This is a genomic window from Spongiibacter sp. IMCC21906, assembly GCF_001010805.1.
In the GTDB taxonomy this organism is placed as follows: domain Bacteria; phylum Pseudomonadota; class Gammaproteobacteria; order Pseudomonadales; family Spongiibacteraceae; genus Spongiibacter.
Genome location: NZ_CP011477.1, coordinates 2,524,279 through 2,542,315, shown reverse-complemented (window position 1 = coordinate 2,542,315; position 18,037 = coordinate 2,524,279). Strand labels below are relative to the sequence as shown.

At 49.6% G+C, this 18,037-nt stretch carries 16 protein-coding genes and 2 tRNA genes; 14 read left to right on the top strand and 4 right to left on the bottom strand.

The genetic code is table 11. The annotated features are described in order from the left end of the window. Positions 1-66 precede the first annotated feature (66 nt). The 12 genes from uvrB to IMCC21906_RS16855 all read left to right on the top strand — a co-directional run bounded on the left by uvrB (position 67) and on the right by IMCC21906_RS16855 (position 10,986). Positions 67-2,091, top strand: a complete 2,025-nt coding sequence (uvrB, locus tag IMCC21906_RS11760) for an excinuclease ABC subunit UvrB (RefSeq protein WP_047012328.1) — start codon at positions 67-69, stop codon at positions 2,089-2,091. A gap of 146 nt (positions 2,092-2,237) precedes the next feature. Further along, a tRNA-Val gene (locus IMCC21906_RS11755) sits at positions 2,238-2,314 on the top strand. 188 nt (positions 2,315-2,502) lie between these two features. Beyond that, on the top strand, positions 2,503-4,431 hold the full coding sequence (gene thrS / locus IMCC21906_RS11750) for a threonine--tRNA ligase (RefSeq protein WP_047012327.1): 1,929 nt from the start codon (positions 2,503-2,505) through the stop codon (positions 4,429-4,431). 2 nt (positions 4,432-4,433) lie between these two features. Beyond that, positions 4,434-4,970, top strand: coding sequence for a translation initiation factor IF-3 (gene infC / locus IMCC21906_RS11745; protein WP_082117466.1), 537 nt, complete (start codon positions 4,434-4,436; stop codon positions 4,968-4,970). A 51-nt stretch (positions 4,971-5,021) separates the two neighbouring features. Next, the gene (gene rpmI / locus IMCC21906_RS11740; RefSeq protein WP_022960515.1) at positions 5,022-5,216 is read left to right on the top strand and encodes a 50S ribosomal protein L35; all 195 of its coding nucleotides are present in this window, start codon (positions 5,022-5,024) and stop codon (positions 5,214-5,216) included. Between the two features lie 32 nt (positions 5,217-5,248). Beyond that, positions 5,249-5,605: a 50S ribosomal protein L20 gene (gene rplT, locus IMCC21906_RS11735; RefSeq protein ID WP_047012325.1), complete on the top strand. Its 357-nt coding sequence runs from the start codon at positions 5,249-5,251 to the stop codon at positions 5,603-5,605. 154 nt (positions 5,606-5,759) lie between these two features. Further along, the gene (gene pheS, locus IMCC21906_RS11730) at positions 5,760-6,776 is read left to right on the top strand and encodes a phenylalanine--tRNA ligase subunit alpha (RefSeq protein WP_047012324.1); all 1,017 of its coding nucleotides are present in this window, start codon (positions 5,760-5,762) and stop codon (positions 6,774-6,776) included. A 59-nt stretch (positions 6,777-6,835) separates the two neighbouring features. Then, complete coding sequence (gene pheT / locus IMCC21906_RS11725; protein ID WP_047012323.1) at positions 6,836-9,199, top strand: phenylalanine--tRNA ligase subunit beta; 2,364 nt, start codon at positions 6,836-6,838, stop codon at positions 9,197-9,199. A gap of 3 nt (positions 9,200-9,202) precedes the next feature. Further along, positions 9,203-9,508, top strand: a complete 306-nt coding sequence (gene ihfA, locus IMCC21906_RS11720; RefSeq protein WP_047012322.1) for an integration host factor subunit alpha — start codon at positions 9,203-9,205, stop codon at positions 9,506-9,508. Beyond that, positions 9,486-9,842 carry a MerR family transcriptional regulator gene (locus IMCC21906_RS11715; RefSeq protein WP_047012321.1) on the top strand — a complete coding sequence of 119 codons (357 nt, stop codon included), beginning with the start codon at positions 9,486-9,488 and terminating at the stop codon, positions 9,840-9,842. Before ihfA ends, IMCC21906_RS11715 begins: the two co-directional genes overlap by 23 nt. Positions 9,843-9,886: 44 nt before the next feature. Further along, positions 9,887-9,963: transfer RNA gene (locus IMCC21906_RS11710), tRNA-Pro, on the top strand. 330 nt (positions 9,964-10,293) lie between these two features. Further along, the gene (locus tag IMCC21906_RS16855) at positions 10,294-10,986 is read left to right on the top strand and encodes a hypothetical protein (protein WP_047012320.1); all 693 of its coding nucleotides are present in this window, start codon (positions 10,294-10,296) and stop codon (positions 10,984-10,986) included. 131 nt (positions 10,987-11,117) lie between these two features. On the opposite strand, the gene IMCC21906_RS11700 is transcribed toward IMCC21906_RS16855, so the two are convergent. Next, entirely contained in the window at positions 11,118-11,696 is a 579-nt protein-coding gene (locus IMCC21906_RS11700) for an SCO family protein (RefSeq protein WP_047012319.1), read from the bottom strand. Further along, on the bottom strand, positions 11,696-12,532 hold the full coding sequence (locus IMCC21906_RS11695) for a cytochrome c oxidase assembly protein (RefSeq protein ID WP_047012318.1): 837 nt from the start codon (positions 12,530-12,532) through the stop codon (positions 11,696-11,698). Before IMCC21906_RS11695 ends, IMCC21906_RS11700 begins: the two co-directional genes overlap by 1 nt. Before the next feature lie 844 nt (positions 12,533-13,376). Between IMCC21906_RS11695 and IMCC21906_RS16380 the strand changes: the two genes are divergently transcribed. Beyond that, positions 13,377-14,192: an OmpA family protein gene (locus tag IMCC21906_RS16380; RefSeq protein WP_197085895.1), complete on the top strand. Its 816-nt coding sequence runs from the start codon at positions 13,377-13,379 to the stop codon at positions 14,190-14,192. Between the two features lie 35 nt (positions 14,193-14,227). After that, a complete protein-coding gene (locus IMCC21906_RS11685) occupies positions 14,228-15,970 on the top strand; it encodes a hypothetical protein (protein ID WP_047012317.1) in 1,743 nt (580 codons plus the stop codon). Positions 15,971-16,004: 34 nt separating this feature from the next. Here the strand turns inward: IMCC21906_RS11685 and IMCC21906_RS11680 are convergent, their stop codons facing one another. After that, complete coding sequence (locus IMCC21906_RS11680; RefSeq protein WP_047012316.1) at positions 16,005-17,339, bottom strand: ATP-binding protein; 1,335 nt, start codon at positions 17,337-17,339, stop codon at positions 16,005-16,007. After that, complete coding sequence (locus IMCC21906_RS11675) at positions 17,339-18,025, bottom strand: response regulator transcription factor (protein ID WP_047012315.1); 687 nt, start codon at positions 18,023-18,025, stop codon at positions 17,339-17,341. The genes IMCC21906_RS11680 and IMCC21906_RS11675 overlap by 1 nt, the downstream gene beginning before the upstream one ends. Positions 18,026-18,037 lie beyond the last annotated feature (12 nt).

Below are 18,037 nucleotides of genomic sequence, written 5' to 3'. Positions count from 1 at the left end.
AGCGATTTTTGAGCTAGCCGCGTAGGGGGAGTAAGATGGAGGGTTTACAGTGGCTGGAAGTTCTTGATGAGCAGAGCGTTTAAAGTAGTTTCCAAGTTTGAGCCAGCAGGCGATCAGCCCAAGGCCATTGCTGGCCTGGTGGAGGGGCTGAACGCGGGTTTACACGCTCAGACGCTGCTGGGTGTAACGGGTTCGGGTAAGACGTTTAGTATTGCTCATGTTGTGAAAGAGCTGCAGCGCCCGACGATAGTTATGGCCCCTAACAAGACCTTGGCTGCGCAGCTTTACGGTGAATTTAAGGAGTTCTTTCCTGAAAACGCGGTGGAGTATTTTGTTTCTTACTATGACTACTACCAGCCAGAGGCCTATGTACCCGCGTCAGATACGTTTATAGAAAAAGACGCTTCTATCAACGACCACATTGAACAGATGCGCTTATCGGCGACAAAGGCGCTGATGGAGCGCTCAGATGCCATTATTGTTGCCTCGGTGTCTGCAATATACGGTCTGGGTGACCCCGAGCAGTATTTTAAAATGGTGCTGCACTTGGTGCGGGGTGAGCGTATTGATCAGCGCAAGTTGCTCCGGCGGCTGGCAGAGCTGCAGTACAAGCGGAATGATGTTGCTTTTCAGCGCGGCACTTATCGAGTGCGGGGCGATGTTATTGATGTGTTCCCAGCAGAGAGCGATAAAGATGCGATTCGTGTCGAGCTGTTTGATGATGAGATTGAGACAATTACGCGGTTTGATCCGTTAACGGGTGAGTCTTTTGGTAAGCTGCCTCGAATTACCATCTACCCCAAAAGCCATTATGTCACGCCGCGCGAAACACTACTAAAAGCGGTAGATCGTATAGAAGAAGAGATGGTTGAGCGGCTAGCCCACCTCCGTGAAAACGACTTGCTGGTTGAGGCGCAGCGCCTTGAGCAGCGTACTCGCTATGATTTGGAGATGATTCGAGAGCTTGGTTATTGCAACGGGATAGAAAACTACTCTCGCTACCTGTCCGGACGTGAGCCCGGCGAGGCACCGCCAACACTATTTGATTATTTGCCACCTGATGCCCTGGTGGTAATTGATGAATCTCACGTCACTATTCCGCAAATAGGTGCGATGTACAAAGGCGACCGCTCGCGAAAAGAAACACTGGTTCAATACGGTTTTCGCTTGCCTTCCGCGCTGGATAATCGGCCGATGAAGTTTGAAGAGTGGGAGCGTTTGGTTCCGCAGCTAATTTTTGTTTCAGCAACGCCTGGCCCCTATGAGAAAGAGCATGCTGCAAGAGTCGTGGAACAAGTGGTGCGGCCTACAGGTTTGGTGGATCCTCAACTTGAGGTTCGACCCGCAACGACTCAAGTGGATGATCTTTTATCTGAAATTGGACTTCGAGTTGAGGTGGGAGAACGGGTGCTGGTAACCACGTTAACTAAGCGGATGGCAGAGGATCTGTCCGAATACTTGGATGAACATGGCGTGAGGTGCCGTTACCTACATTCCGATATTGATACGGTAGAGCGGGTGGAGATTATTCGCGACCTTCGGTTGGGTAAGTTTGATGTACTGGTCGGCATTAACTTGTTGCGAGAAGGTTTGGACATGCCGGAGGTCTCGTTGGTCGCCATCTTGGATGCTGATAAAGAAGGTTTTCTTCGCTCTGATCGCTCTCTTATCCAAACCATTGGCCGGGCTGCCCGAAACCTGCATGGCAAGGCAATTTTGTACGGCGATAAAATTACCGGGTCTATGCAGCGGGCGATTGAAGAGACTGAGCGGCGTCGGAAAAAGCAACTTGCGTTTAATGAAGAGCATGACATTACTCCCGTTGGTGTTACTAAGTCTATTGCCGATATTCTTGATGCCGGTGCGGTGCCTGGTTCCAAGGGCAAGCGGCGTGGTGATCAGCGTAAAGTGGCTGAACCCAGCGGTGATTACCTGGTGGATGCGGAACGTCTGTCGAAGGATGAGCTTGCCAAGCTGTTGAAAAAGCTTGAGCAAGAAATGCAGGGCCATGCGAAGAACCTGGATTTTGAAGCGGCGGCCCGGGTTAGAGATAAGTTAGTCGAAATCAAACAGCAGATGTTTATCAGTTAACGCGGTTTAAGGTTGTGCTGTTTGAACGGCCTGACTATAATGCGCGTCGTTCAGGCAGCTAGCGTAGTTGATCGCCCTCAAGCTGAGGTCGAAGCCAGCTGTCAAAAACTGTTCAACAATGACTGCGCAAATGCAGATCAGCCCTTAGGACCATAGCTCAGTTGGTTAGAGCGCTACCTTGACATGGTAGAGGTCGGCGGTTCGAATCCGCCTGGTCCTACCAATTCCCTCATCGATGCACCCCCTTATAGTTCTCCATTTTCGTGGGTTCTTTCAAAATCGGTTAGTGATTTCAGGATGCATCTTTCTTGCAGCGTTAATCATCAACGTGGATAATGTTCGCCCTCGTTAAAACCTCATATTTTAGTCATGTGGCCTTTCGTAGGGGCCACCACTGTAAAAGGATTCGCTATGCCCCGCATTACTCTCCCCGATGGTAGTCAACGTGAATTTGACCAGCCTGTTAGCGTACTGGATGTTGCTGCCGATATCGGTCCAGGCTTGGCCAAAGCGACCTTGGGCGGTCGGGTTAATGGCGTGCGTCGTGATGCCAGCGATGTGATTACCGATGATGCCGAGCTGACCCTGTTTACGGCCAAGGATGAAGATGGCCTGGAGATTATTCGCCACTCTTGTGCCCACCTTTTGGGGCACGCCTTAAAGCAATTGTGGCCAGAAGCCAAAATGGCGATTGGCCCCACTATCGATAGCGGTTTTTACTATGATGTTGACCTCGATCATATGCTTACCGAGGAAGATCTGGAAAAGCTAGAAACGCGCATGAAAGAGCTGGTGAAAACGGGCTATGCGGTAGTAAAGAAAAAAGTCAGTTGGGAAGAAGCCGTCGCCACCTTTGAGGCCCGTGGGGAGTCTTATAAGTTAGAGATTCTTGAGCGAGATGTGGCTCGAGACGATAAGCCGGGTCTCTATTATCACGAAGAATACGTGGATATGTGTCGTGGCCCCCATGTACCCAATATGAGCTTCTGCAAGCATTTTAAATTGTTGCGGGTAAGTGGCGCTTATTGGCGTGGCGACTCTGATAATAAAATGCTGCAGCGTATTTATGGCACCGCATTTGCTGATAAAAAACAGCTCGCGCAACACATGCGCATTATGGAAGAGTCAGCCAAGCGGGATCATCGCAAAGTGGCTAAGAAATTAGATTTATTCCATATGCAGGAAGAAGCGCCCGGTATGGTGTTTTGGCATCCAAAAGGCTGGAGCATTTATCAGGGCATTGAGCAATACATGCGGCTTAAGCAGCGCCAGCATGGCTACAAAGAGATCAAAACCCCTCAGGTGGTGGATATTTCTTTGTGGGAAAAATCTGGTCACGCCGATAAATTCAGTGACGGCATGTTTACGCTGACGGCGGATGATCGTCAGTTTGCGGTTAAACCTATGAACTGCCCTTGCCATGTGCAGGTGTTTAATCAGGGTTTACGCAGCTATCGTGATTTGCCGCTGCGTTTGGCTGAGTTTGGTAGCTGTCATCGCAATGAACCTTCTGGTTCCTTGCATGGCATTATGCGCGTCCGGGGGTTTGTGCAGGATGATGCACATATCTTCTGTACAGAGGGCCAAATTCAAAGTGAAGTGGCAGACTTTATCGACTTCCTTCACGACGTCTATGCCGATTTTGGTTTTAGTGAAGTGATTTATCGTTTGTCGACTCGCCCAGAGCAACGGGTTGGTAGCGACGAGGACTGGGATCGAGCCGAGCAGTCGCTGGCTTTGGCGCTGGACAGTAAATCACTGCCCTGGGAAGAACTGCCGGGTGAGGGCGCGTTTTACGGTCCCAAAATTGAGTTTTCTTTGAAGGATTGCATCGGTCGGGTATGGCAATTGGGCACAATTCAGGTCGATTTCTCTATGCCGGGCCGCCTTGGTGCTCAGTATGTGGATGAAGCGGGTGAACGCCAAACGCCAGTGATGTTGCACCGAGCTATTTTGGGTTCTTTCGAACGTTTTATCGGGATTCTGATCGAACACTACGAGGGCGCATTTCCACTTTGGTTGGCGCCGGTGCAAGCGGTTGTTTGTAATATTACGGACAAACAGGCTGGATTTGTCTCTAAAGTGGAAGATTTCCTGCAAGAACGTGGGTTTAGAGTCGATGCGGACTTGAGAAATGAGAAGATCGGCTTTAAAATCCGCGAGCACACAATTCAGAAGGTCCCGTATCTCTTTGTCGTTGGTGACAAGGAAGTGGAAACGGGGACCGTATCGGTGCGTGCACGTAGCGGCGAGGACCTTGGTTCACTCTCTTTAGATGACCTTGCAAACCTTCTCGCTGAAGGCGTGGCTCATAGAGGCCGCGCAAACCCGGAGAATTAGCAATTAAACGCGATAACGCAAAAGGGCGCAGTAAAAAAGCGCTAATTAATGGTGACATTGAAGCCCGTGAGATCAGACTGATCGATCAAGATGGCAACCAGGTAGGCATCGTTCCGCTTGCTGAGGGCCTGAAGGCGGCAGAAGCAGTTACACTAGATTTGGTCCAAATCGCAGATTCGGACCCAATAGTCTGTAAAATCATGGACTATGGTAAACATGTTTTCGAGGCCAAAAAGCAGCAAGCTGCGGCCCGAAAAAACCAGGTTCGGACTCAGGTTAAGGAAGTTAAATTCCGACCTGGGACGGATGATGGGGATTATCAGGTAAAACTGCGCAACCTGATACGTTTCCTCGAGCATGGGGATAAAGCCAAGGTAACCCTGCGTTACCGCGGTCGTGAGATGGCCCACCAGGAATTAGGCATACAGTTGTTGCAGCGAGTTGAAGCAGACCTCGCTGAATACGGCGCTGTAGAGCAATTTCCGAAGATGGAAGGCCGCCAAGCGACGATGGTCATTGCCCCGAAAAAGAAAAAGTAGCGAGCTCTTTGGGCCTACTTAAACGAAAAATGCAATGCGGAGTATCTAACGATGCCAAAAGTAAAGGTTCACAGCGGAGCGGCGAAGCGCTTTAAAAAAACCGGTAGCGGTTATAAGCGTAAAAGCGCCCATAAAAGTCACATCTTGACCAAGATGACCACCAAGCGTAAGCGTCAACTACGCGGTACCAGTGCTGTCCATAAGTCGGACAAAGTATTGGTAGACCGTATGTTGCGTGCCATTTAAGCCGAAGTCATCAAGATTAAGAGGAAGACATTATGCCCCGCGTAAAACGTGGTGTGACCGCCCATCGCCGTCACAAGAAAATTTTGAAACAAGCCAAAGGTTATTACGGTGCGCGCTCACGGATTTATCGTGTTGCTAAGCAAGCTGTAATCAAAGCAGGTCAGTATGCTTACCGTGACCGTCGTGTTAAGAAACGTACCTTCCGTGCACTTTGGATCACGCGCATCAATGCTGCTTCTCGGGCCAATGGTCTGAGCTACAGCCGTTTGATCGCCGGTCTGAAAAAAGCGGATATCGCTTTGGATCGCCGTGTGCTATCTGACATAGCTGTTCACGATAAAGAGGCATTTGCCAGCATCGTTGAGCGTGCAAAAACAGCTCTGGCCTGATCCTCCTGCGCCGCGGTAAGTGGCAAGGGAATATGCACGTCGAATAGGGAAAGAGCCTGGCTCTTTCCCTATTTTGTTTGTAAAACAGTAATCTACAGTATTTTTGCATGGCTCTTTCTAAGTGCTGTGCTAGCCGAACAACTGGGAAAGCAGAATGGATAATCTAAGCGGCTTGGCCGCAGAGGCGGAACAGAAGATAGCCGCCGCTGACAGTGGTCAGGTGTTGGATCAGGTTCGCGTTGAGTATCTGGGTAAAAAAGGTCACATCACCGCCTTGCTAAAAGGTTTGGGGAATTTGTCTGCCGAAGAACGCCCTGCGGCTGGAGCAGAGATAAACAAAGTAAAAGCCCAGCTCGCGGAGAAAATTTCCCAGCGTAAAGCCGCGTTAGAAGAAGCTGAGGTTAACGCCAAACTTGCCGCTGAGACCATTGATGTCACCTTACCGGGGCGGGGTCAACAACTGGGTGGTCTCCATCCTATTACTCGTACCATCGAGCGGGTGTCGGCTTTCTTTGAAGGTATTGGTTTCGACGTGGTAGAAGGCCCTGAAATAGAGGATGACTACCATAATTTTGAAGCCCTCAATATTCCTGCTCATCATCCCGCGCGGGCGATGCACGACACTTTTTATGTGGATGACACTCATGTGCTGCGTACCCACACTTCGCCGGTACAAGTACGGGTGATGGAGAGCAGCGAGCCGCCAATGAAGCTGATTTGTCCTGGCCGGGTTTATCGTTGTGACTCTGATTTGACGCATACGCCAATGTTTCATCAGGTTGAAGGCTTGATGATTTCAGAGAACTGCAGCTTTGCTGATTTAAAAGGCATGCTGGAGTCGTTTCTGAGATCCTTTTTTGAGAAAGAGTTAGCCGTGCGTTTCCGGCCGTCCTATTTTCCCTTCACCGAGCCATCGGCAGAAGTGGATATTCAGTGCGTCATGTGTGGCGGTGACGGTTGTCGGGTGTGCTCGCACACTGGCTGGATCGAAATTTTGGGTTGCGGCATGGTGCATCCTCGGGTGTTTGAATTTTCTAATATCGACACCGAGCGCTTCACCGGTTTTGCTTTTGGTTTAGGGGTAGAACGCCTGGCAATGTTGCGCTATGGCGTGAATGATCTGCGCCTGTTTTTTGAGAACGATCTGCAGTTTCTTGGGCAGTTTCGCTAAGTCACCCAGGTTGTCAGTACCGTAATTAACTCAAAAAAACAGGGTATCAAGGATAAAAAATGAAATTCAGCGAACAGTGGTTGCGAGAGTGGGTTGATCCCAGCACGGATACCGATGATCTCGCAGCACAATTAACCATGGCCGGTTTGGAAGTGGATGCCATCGAACCCGTAGCGGGCCAGTTCCGCGGTGTGGTAGTGGCAGAAATTCTGAGTGCTGAGCCCCATCCTGACGCTCAGAAACTGCAAGTATGCAGCGTGAATGCTGGCGATGAGACGGTACAGATTGTGTGCGGTGCGGCCAATGCGCGGGCGGGCATCAAAGTCCCCTTGGCCAAAGTCGGTGCGGTATTGCCCGATAATTTCAAAATCAAAAAAGCCAAGCTTCGTGGTGTGGAATCCTTCGGGATGCTTTGCGCCGAACAAGAGTTGGGCATGGCCGACAGCTCCGATGGTTTGTTGGAATTGCCGCTCGACGCGCCGGTTGGCGAAGAATTACACCAGTACTTGAACTTGAATGACACGGTTATCGAACTGGGTTTAACCCCGAACCGGGCCGACTGTTTGAGCATACGTGGTATTGCTCGTGAGGCAGCGGTACTGAACGACATGCCCTTCGTTGATCACGGCGATGGCAGTATTGCGGCCAGCCACAATGAGACCTTGACCGTTGAGCTTGAGGCCGATGAAGACTGCCCTCGTTATGTGGGACGGGTGCTTCGCAACGTGGATGTGAGCCGTCCCAGTCCGCTTTGGTTGCAGGAACGCTTGCGCCGTTGTGGTTTGCGCAGCATCGATGCGGTAGTAGATGCGACCAACTACATCATGCTGGAGCTGGGACAGCCCATGCATGCCTTCGACCTGGATCAGATCGATGGCGGCATCGTGGTCCGAAAAGCAAAAGCGGGTGATGCGCTAGCAATGCTAGATGGCCAGACCTTGGAGCTAAAACCTGACAGCCTGGTTATTGCCGATCACAGCAAGCCATTAGCCTTGGCGGGTATTATGGGGGGAGAACCTTCTTCAGTTACCGCCAATACCAAACATCTGTTTTTAGAAGCGGCATTTTTTGCGCCCGACAAAATTGCCGGTCGCGCCCGTAGTTACGGCTTGCACACTGATTCCTCACACCGCTTTGAGCGCGGGGTGGATTATCAGCTTTGTACTAGAGCTATGGAGCGTGCCAGTGAGCTGATTTTAACGCTTTGTGGTGGCGAGGCTGGACCGCTGATCACCGCAGAAAGTCATGCGCTTCCAAAAGCCCAATCTATTTTTCTGAGAGAAGGGCGGATAGAAAAGCTGCTGGGTATGGCTCTGCTCGCTAAAGATGTAGAGTCGATTTTATCTGGCCTGGGAATGGCCGTAGAGCGTCGGGAAGAGGGCTGGAATGTGGTTCCACCCAGCTGGCGTTTTGATATCACCATTGAGGTGGATCTGCTGGAAGAGCTGGCCCGGGTGTATGGCTACAATCGCTTACCGGTAAGCCCTATTAGTAGTGAGTTGGTCATTAAAGACGCACCGGAAAATCGTCGGCCAATGTCTGTGGTACGCCAGCAATTGGTTGGCAAAGGCTATCAAGAACTGATCACTTACAGTTTTGTTGATCCGGCACTGCAATCGGAATTAAGCGACCTTAAGACCGTTGCCTTACGCAACCCTATTTCCAGTGATATGGCAGAGATGCGCACATCACTGCTACCGGGCTTATTAAAAGCGGCTATGCACAATAGCAAGCGTCAGCAATCCCGGCTTCGCTTTTTTGAAACGGGCCTGCGCTTTGTTCAACAAGCTGATGTTGTTGAACAAACACCCGCACTAGCTGCGTTATTGTGCGGTAGGCGTGAGCCCGAAAGCTGGAATGCCAGTGCCGATTCGGTAGACTTTTTCGACTTAAAAGGCGATTTGGAAAGTTTACTGGGCAGTGTGGATGAAACGGTGAGTTTTGCTGCCAGCACTCACAAAGCCCTGCACCCTGGCCAGTGCGCCGATGTGTTTGTTGGTGGCGAGTTGGCGGGGGTTATTGGCGCATTACATCCCACTTTGCAGCGTAAGTATGATTTTGTAAGTCCGGTCTATGTTTTTGAAATTTCTTTGGATTTTATTACCCGTCGGCGTAATATTGCATTTCAAGAGCTATCGCGTTTCCCCGAGGTTCGCCGGGACTTGGCGCTTATTGTTGATCAACACCTTCCTGCTCAGCAGTTGCTGGACGAGGTAAGGGCGTCGGCAGGGGCTTACCTTATTAACTTGAAGCTCTTTGATATTTACCAAGGTAAAGGCATTGATCCTGAACGAAAAAGCCTTGCGCTAGGCTTGACGTTCCGGCATTCATCGCGCACCCTAAACGAAGAAGAAGTAAATCAGTTTGTCGAGGCTGTTGTGAGTCGCTTACAGGAGGCCTTCGGCGCAAAACTAAGGAACTAAGGGATGACGTCTCTGACCAAGGCCGAAATGGCTGAACGGCTGTACGAAGAACTTGGTTTGAACAAGCGTGAGGCAAAAGAGCTGGTCGAATTGTTTTTCGAGCAGGTCAGGCACTGCTTGGAAAATAACGAACAGGTTAAAATATCCGGGTTTGGCAATTTTGATCTTAGGGATAAGAGCCAACGGCCGGGGCGAAACCCTAAAACGGGAGAGGAGATTCCTATCTCGGCCCGTAGAGTGGTGACGTTTAGACCCGGCCAAAAATTAAAATCCAGAGTAGAGGATTATGCTGGAACCAAGCCACAATGATGAGTTGCCGCCCATTCCCGGCAAACGCTATTTTACCATTGGAGAAGTCAGCGAGCTTTGCAGTGTAAAGCCGCACGTCCTTCGCTATTGGGAGCAAGAATTCCCCCAGCTCGCGCCTGTTAAGCGTCGGGGTAATCGCCGCTATTATCAGCACCAGGATGTGTTGATGATCCGTCAAATTCGCAGCTTGCTATATGAGCAGGGTTACACCATCGGTGGTGCCCGCCAGCGAATGACCGGTGAGGTCGCAAAAGATGAAGCATCGCAGACGCGTTTAGTTATTAAACAAATGCTAGGTGAACTGGAAGAATTGTTAAAGTTTTTAAAAAGATAGGTTCACTCTATTAATCTCTTGGGGTATTATGCCTGCCCTGATTTCGGGGCGTAGCGCAGTCTGGTAGCGCACCACACTGGGGGTGTGGGGGTCGCAGGTTCAAATCCTGCCGTTCCGACCATTTTAAAAAAAGCAGCCTTCATGGCTGCTTTTTTCGTTTTACGATGCCAGAAAACTAGATTGGCTTGTTGGTAGTCTTTTACTCGTTTTCTTGTCGATTGACAGTTTGATATGATGGCTAGACTTGCCCCGTTTTCGGATGTTGGCTGTGGTTTAGCGTTAAGGCCGTACCTCCCCTTGGAAAAATCGTTAATTGTGATGGTCGTCACAATGATGCATAGGTATAAACCCGTAATATGCACATCAGTTTATGCTGTTGCTGATAGTTTAATGAACAAGCAATCAGGCGATAAATAACGATTTGAATTCAGTTTTCTTGGAGTGAAACGTCATGAAAAATAACCTTTTGAGGTCAGCTGTTTTTGCGGGTGGTTTGACTGCAATGATGGGGTCTGCCAATGCTCAGGTGCCTGTTGTCGGCGCGCTGCCTTTGCCGGGCCTGGATGCGCTACCAGGGCTGGATTTGATTGGCTTGATTCCACTGGGTTCTCTGCCTGGTTTGGACGCCTTGGGCGGTGGGGTGCCAAGTTTACCTGGTCTTGATGGTCTGCCTATTGTGGGTTCGCTGGGTGGTGGGCTTCCGGGCCTGGACCTGCTTTCTGGTTTGGGGGGCGGTGGCCTCCCTGGTCTGGATTCACTGCCGCTTTTAGGATCTTTAGGTGATGGCGGTTTGCCGATTCCTGGTCTTGATGGCTTGCCCTTGGATGCGGGTTCGGACGTTCTTGAGCAATTGACAAAAACAATTGATACCGCAGCTGATGACTTGGCGGGTGGTGGTGGCATTACTGATCAAGTCACTGATGTTGTGGATGCTCTGCCAAGTGCTGATCCCGATGTGATTCAGGGTGAGGTGACGGCTATTGTTGATGAGCTCTTGGTACTGCTTGATCATTTACAAGGGAACTTGATGGGCTTTAGCGATGGTGGTTTACCTATTCCAGGCTTGTCTGCTTTGCCGGGGCTAGACGCTTTACCTGGTTTAGATGCGTTGCCGGGTTTGGATTCTCTGCCATTGCCAATCTAAGTTAGAACGGCAGCTTTGCTGCATTTGTTAACCTAAAAATGCCAAGTCTTGAAAAAGGCTTGGCGTTTTTGTTTAGATCTAACGTAGCGGTCTATTGACGCAATAAACGATTTAAACTGAGTGTATAAACACTAGCGTTTGCTACTTAAGCGTCGCAGGTCGGCGATAATGGCTTTGCTGCTGTCGTTAGGTTGAAGGAGAAGTTGTGCACTGCCGTCTTTGGCAAAAACAAAGACACCAGCGCTATGAGACACCATGTAACTCCCTGTGGGAGACGCGTTCCCGTAGCCGTAAGTGATTCTGTAACGTTTGTGAAGAGTCTGTAGTTGATCTTGAGTACCAGTAAGACCAATAAAACGCGAGCCAAAGCCTTTGGTGTATTGAGTTAATTGCTGAGGCGAGTCTCGCCTGGGATCTACGCTGACAAATAACACATTAATTTGTTGGCGCTGAGATTGTGGAAGCGCGTCAAGTAAAGATGCCAGCCGAGATAGGGTTGCAGGGCAGGCGGACTGACAATGAGTGAATCCAAAAAATACCAGATTAATCTTGCCGAGGTAGTCGTTTGCTGTGGTCTGCTGCCCGGTTTCGTCGGTGAGCTGAAAGGCTAGGGGTGGCATCAGTGGCGAGATGTCTTGAGTGTGCCAGTCAGCTTGGCAGGCCGAAAGTAACAGTAGACTGAGAAACGTTGTCAGCGCAAGGCGAGTCATCAGTATCCCCCTTTTTTGGTTGATGTTTTGGAGGACGATCGCCAGCGTACCATGACAATCAACATTGCCACTACACTCATCATTGCGCCGGGAATCCATGTGATTAAACCGCCGATTTGTTGGTCGATGAGTGGCGACAGGGGCCAGGGTTGACCGCAGAGCGCGTAAATATCGTAGCGGATGGTTTTTGAAAACGTGAGGTAAGCGCCCAAAATAATTTGTGGAAAAGCGATGGCTGCCAAGAGCAGGCAGCGCTTTCCGTAACCTAGCGTGGAGGTGCCCGGTTTTACAGCGCGGGGATCAAAAATCAGCCACCAGAACAACAGGCCATCAACAGCCATGCCCCAGTTCATTAGGTTGTAGAGGCTGCGGCTGAGCATAGCTAATAAGTGTAGTTGGGGTATCAGCCATAAATAAATGATGCCAACAAATAGTGGCGCGGCGATCCAGGGTATTTGCGCTATTTTATAAGCGATGCTTAAACCGGAGCGCTGCCAGAAAACAGTAAAGCCGCGTGTTGTTTTATCGGAAAGGCTGTAGCTGAGGACCGGAAGTGGATTGGCAAGCACAATTAACATGCTGGCAAGGTGATGCAAAATTAAATGCTGAAGGCGGTGAAAAGAAAAAACAAATTGTGCGTAGTAATCGAATCGCGTTTGCAGCGCAGCGTACATCAAAGCTAGGCCAATAAAAAAACAAAGTTGTTTAGTCATACTGGCCTGGGCCCCGGCAATAAGACCGCGCAGGTGCATTACGAGCGTGCCGCCGAAGATAATGCTCAGGATGGGTTCCCATTGGTAAGGAAGAACGGCATTAAAAAAAGAAAGCTCAGGCATAAACACGCAAATGAGTTGCCGGGAGGTTTTTGTAATTCCTTACTGCCACAAGTTTGTTTTTCACCTTGGTTGATTCGCTATTGTCCCAAAGCAACGACTTTATCAGGGCTTGGAGATTGCTGTTTTTGAATCGAGCTCGCAGCTGTACGGTTAGCCGATGCTTGCTTATAAGCCAACATGGTAACCGGGGGTGTTGACTCTTTTCTAATGTTTAGATGGCTGACGGACGAGGGGGTTGGCTGTAAGTGGGTATATAAGGAAAAATAACAGCAATATGTGTGATGGTGGTGCGTATTGGGGATCGGTGAAGCTCGGTTTTGTATCGCAACTAAGTGTATTTGTTTAATGCGGTAGGCCAGTTTTATGGAGCGGCATTGACTGTTCGCGTTTTGATAACAGCGTTATTGAATGCTTATTGGCCACTAATTTGGGCAGTAATGCGGTAAAACGCCCTGAAACCAGCTATTACATAAGCTGCTATATAGCAAAGACTTACACCTTGTGACAGGCTATAATTTGCACAGAAAGTGGAATATATGCAGCTCCCTGCGTCAAGCAGTTACCGGCGGTGCGCCAATGTGCTAATTCCCGCCATAGTGGGGGCTGCTTTAGCTGAAAATGACAATTAAGTGCGCTAAGCATTGACGACTGATAGTCGAAGTATAAGAAGTGACTGGATGCAATTTTGAACGTGATTTGTCGAACATTGCTGCTAAGCCTGTTTGTCGCCGGAGCTTCAATGCCTCTGGGGGCTCAGTCTTTGCTCTCGACTCTTTTGGGTGACGGGAGCGGGCAGGGGGTTTCGATTCAAACCGGGCTGATAAACGTTGGGCTGTTAGGTGAAATGCCTGATTCGGACAGCCTGTTGTCTATTGGTGCGTTGACGGATGATGCTCTGCTTAGTGTGGGGGTGAGTGGCCAGGACATTCTTTTGCTTGGTGCACCGTCTGGAGGGGGCTTAACGCCCTCCATCATGCCTTGGCTTAATGCATTGGATCCTGAACAACCGGCTGTTATCGAGTTTCTTGAAGGCTCCGTGTTGAGTGGTGATCTTGATCCCACCGTGTTGACTGTCTCGTTGCCAGGTGTGTCGATAAGCAATGATGCACCCACTAAAACCGTTGATACCCGACAAGATCAAAATGACAGTGAAACCGTTGAGAAGGTTACATTTAGCCCCATTTTAATGGCAGAAAACTGCCAAGATCGCGACAATGACAGTGTGTGCGATGAGCTGGATCAGTGTCCAGACTCTCCGGCTAAAGCCATTGTGCTGCCATCGGGCTGTCATTTTGACCTCAATAAACCTCTTGAATTAAAAGGCGTCGAGTTTGCGGTTGATACCGCGTTGTTAACCTCATCTTCTACCAATATCCTTGAACAGGCTGCCCGGATTTTGAAAAAAATGCCCGATAAGCAGGTAGAGGTAGCCGGTCATACGGACGACACGGGTGATGCGCGCTACAACAAAAAATTGTCTTTGCAACGAGCAGAAGCCGTTCGCCGCTATTTGATTAATGAGGGCGTGGCTCCGGTGCGCTTAATTTCTAAAGGTTACGGGGCTTCAGACCCCAGAATGCCGGTTGTGGGGCTGAGTGGTGAGAAGTTGACATCTGCTCGGGCGGCGAATCGTCGAGTAGAACTGCGGCTGATCAATTAGCAGCCGAAATGATAAAGATATGAAGTGGAGTACACATGGCTATTGATTTACCTCCTGTTATCCCGCCCCAAGCTTCAACGGCGGCAAAAATAGAGAATTACGCGGCAATTAGCTCTGCGGGGGTAATTGAGCGTGAGGTAGCTGGATATACACTTCGTATCAGTGGCAATAAATACTTAACTGACGCCCAAATCGATACGATTATGGGCGCAGCGCAAACCCCGGCCCAGGCCGTTAATGGACTCAACCAAGCGTATTACCAGCTTGGACATTTGCTGGTAACCGTGTACTACGCCCATCAAGGAAACGTAGTTTACGCCCATGTGGTTAATGGCAAGTTGGCTAATATCAAAGCGCCAGAAGCGATAGCCAATTATTTTGATGGCCTGATTGGTGATGAGCATTTAACCCGGGCTGAATTTGATGAGCCGCGGGTGCTTGCGGACATAAAAAGCCAGCGTTCGGGAGTGGAATACGCCATCAGTTACCAAGTGGATACCGACCCTCAGAACTTTACGATGGTGTTCACAGAAAGTGAGATTGCCGACCATGACGCTACCAAGGTCAGTCTTGGTGCCAACAACCTTGGTAACCGGTTTTTAGGTCGTTATTTTACAAATGCAGGTTTGAAGCACGACTTCAGTAATGGTGTCGAGTTTAATTTTTCTTACGACCGCGCCATGACTCAATGGGGTGAGACCAATGGGGGTGATTATTACAATGGTTACACCCTGAAACTCGATACACCGAGCCCTTGGGGGCTGTACGGTATTGAGGGAAATTATGTGGAGTATGCCCGGGATGTGGGGCTTGTCGTTGCTGTTCCCGATAACAATGGCAACCCGGTGCCCGGCGATGGCCAACAGGAGTCATGTTTAGGCGGGCTTAATTTTGTGTGTGATCTCCTCAATGGGGTATTAGGTGGTCTTGCACCTGCTGAAGAAGACAATAATGGCGACGGGACTGTTGAAACCCAAATGCTCTTTCTCGACTTGGAGGCAGAGAGCACCAGTATTGCAGTGACCGGTGAGCAGATTCTCAGCAGTGACAGTTTTCGTCGACTCAGTTTTTCTCAGCGTTTAGAACATATCGAGAGCACTATTGATCTTGAAGGCTTTGGACGTCTGCTAGACGAGCCCCAAACAACGTTGGAGCTGGGGCTTAAATATAATCGGATAATGCGCCTTTTTAGTATTCCCACGCAAATTGTTGCGCAAGGCTTTGTGGAAACAGGCTTAGGGTCAGATTCGGGAACATTAGGTAGCAGTGATGAAGAGGGCACTGTTGGTATTGGTCGTCGCAGTGGTGAATTTGTGGTGTTAAAACCTCGGGCGTCGGCCAAATTGAATGTTGTGGATTGGGCCAGTTTAAATCTACAGTTTATTTCTCAGTTTAGTAATGACACTCAACTGCCGCAGCAGCAGCAGTTTGTGTTGGGAGGCAGTAGTTTGAGTGCCTATCTTCCTGGGGTGCTGGTTGGTGACTCTGGCACATATACTAAATTGAGCTTTACTGGTAATGGATTACCGGTATTTGGTTTTACATTTACGCCAGCAATATTTTTTGAGCATGGCCAAGCGTGGTATGAAGATGCAGAAGGTGCTGCCGGCAATACACGGCAACTCTCTGATGCGGGGTTAAGCTTGGGTTTGTCTTGGCGAGATGTGATTAAAACCGATATTGTGGCCGCGGTACCTGTAGGGGATGACAATATTGAGCAAAGTTTGCTGGATCAAGCAGAGGTCGATTTCTTCTGGAACATGAAAGTCATGTTCTGATCTGGATTAGTTCAGAACAGGTCTTAATAAAGCTTTAACTGGGTAGTGTTAAGGTAATCTTGGCGCCACCTAGCTTTTTGGACTGGCTGATCTCAATCTGCGCATCGTAACTTTCAATAATATCCCGTACCACCGCCAAGCCAATGCCTTGCCCGGTGCCGTATTGATCGCCTCTTTGGCCTCGTTTTAATAACTCACAGCGTTGAGCCTCGCTAATACCGGGGCCGTCGTCTTCTAGCAAAATTTGAATACGCTGCTGTTCTTCGCGGGTGCTAATGTGAATGTGTTGAACACAGGCCTTGCAGGCGTTATCCAATAAATTCCCGAATAACTCCATGCTGTCTTGTTCATCCATGGCGATTTTTATACTGGCATCAACCTCCACAGTAAAGAGAATGGTTTTTGTACGATAAACTTTGTTCAGGCTGGCGCAGAGTCGATTTAGCAAGGGTTTTACATCAAGCTTGCGCAACAAGCTGTGCTGGCCAGAGCCCACAGCACGCTGAAGTTGATAGGCCACAATATGTTCCATTCGCTGCAGCTGTTCCCGTCGGTCTTCACTGCTTAGGTCTTGGGCTCGGAGTACGGCCAGTGGGGTTTTTAAACTATGCGCCAAGTCGCCAAGGGTGTTGCGATATCGCTCCCGCTGTTTCTGTTCTTTATCTAAGAGTTGGTTAAGATTGCTGGTAATTGCCAATAACTCTCTGGGGTAATTGTCGCCTAATGCGAGCTGGTCGCCCCGTTCAAGTTTGGCGAGATCCTCTGCAAGCCGTCGCAATGGTCGTAGCCCCCAATACAGAATGGCCGCAGATAACACAATGGCTACGATCAGTACCGAACCCAGCCAAATAGTGAGCTGTTGTTGAAAGCGGCGCTGCTCGGCTAGAAAAGGGGTTTTTTCTACATACAGCGAAAACAGCAGGGGGGTTTCACCACCTTGTTCATTTTCCCAAATAGCCAGATAGCGATAGCTAAAATGGGCTTTATCCTCAATGACAACGCTGTCGTGTATTGCTTGGCCAGCACGATGGGGGATGACCACCTCTGGTAGTTTCAGGCTTTCTGACGACATTGAGCGCCATAGCGGCTTACCGGTATCGCTGCTGACAACACCATAAAGGCCGGATCGGAATTGGGTGAATCGAGCTTCTTGTAAACGCTCGCTCATCACCAAATGGCCTTCTTGCCATTCCATTGCGCCAAGCAAGCCAAAAAACTGCAGTTTTAATCGGTCATACTCAGCTTTGAGAAGACTATTGGTGTGGGCGCGATCAATGGCGACGCCGGTTAATAGCAGCAACAGAGGGAACGCCGTTAAGCTTGCAAACAGTAGGCGTCGGGTAATTGAGCCGGGGTGTTTGCGGGCCATTAGCTCTCTTGCTGAGCACTAAGTTCAAAGCGGTAGCCCCGGCCGCGAAGGGTGGAAATGGGTTTTAGTGAGCTTTCAGGGTCTATTTTTTTGCGAAGTCGGGCAATAAAAACCTCAATGACATTGCTGTCCCGGTCAAAGTCCTGATCGTATAGATGCTCCGTTAACTCTGTTTTAGACACCACTTGGCCACTGCGCAACGCTAAATATTCTAGCGCGTTGTATTCAAACGCGGTGAGTTCAAGCACGCGGCCATTGACTTCAGCGCGTTTGGCGCCGGTATCTATCTGTAGGTTTTCAAAGCGAAGTTTAGGGCTGGCAAAGCCTGCTGAGCGGCGGATCAAGGCGTTGGCGCGAGCAAGGATTTCTTCAAATTGGAAGGGCTTGGTCACATAATCGTCGCCGCCCGCTTCCAGACCGGCCACTTTATCTTGCCACATGCCTCTTGCGGTCAAAATCAACACCGGAAAGTTTCTGTCTTCTTCTCGCCAACGCTGAATAAGGCTGATGCCATCCAGTTTTGGCAGGCCCAAATCTACTATTGCTAAATCATAGTCGTGTTCGCGGCCGAGAAATAACGCCTCTTCACCATCGGTGGCTGAATCGTATGCAAAGCCGTTTTGACTGAATTGTTTTTGTAGATCAGCCAGTAAGAGTTCTTCGTCTTCAACTAATAGAATTCGCATATTTTATTGCTC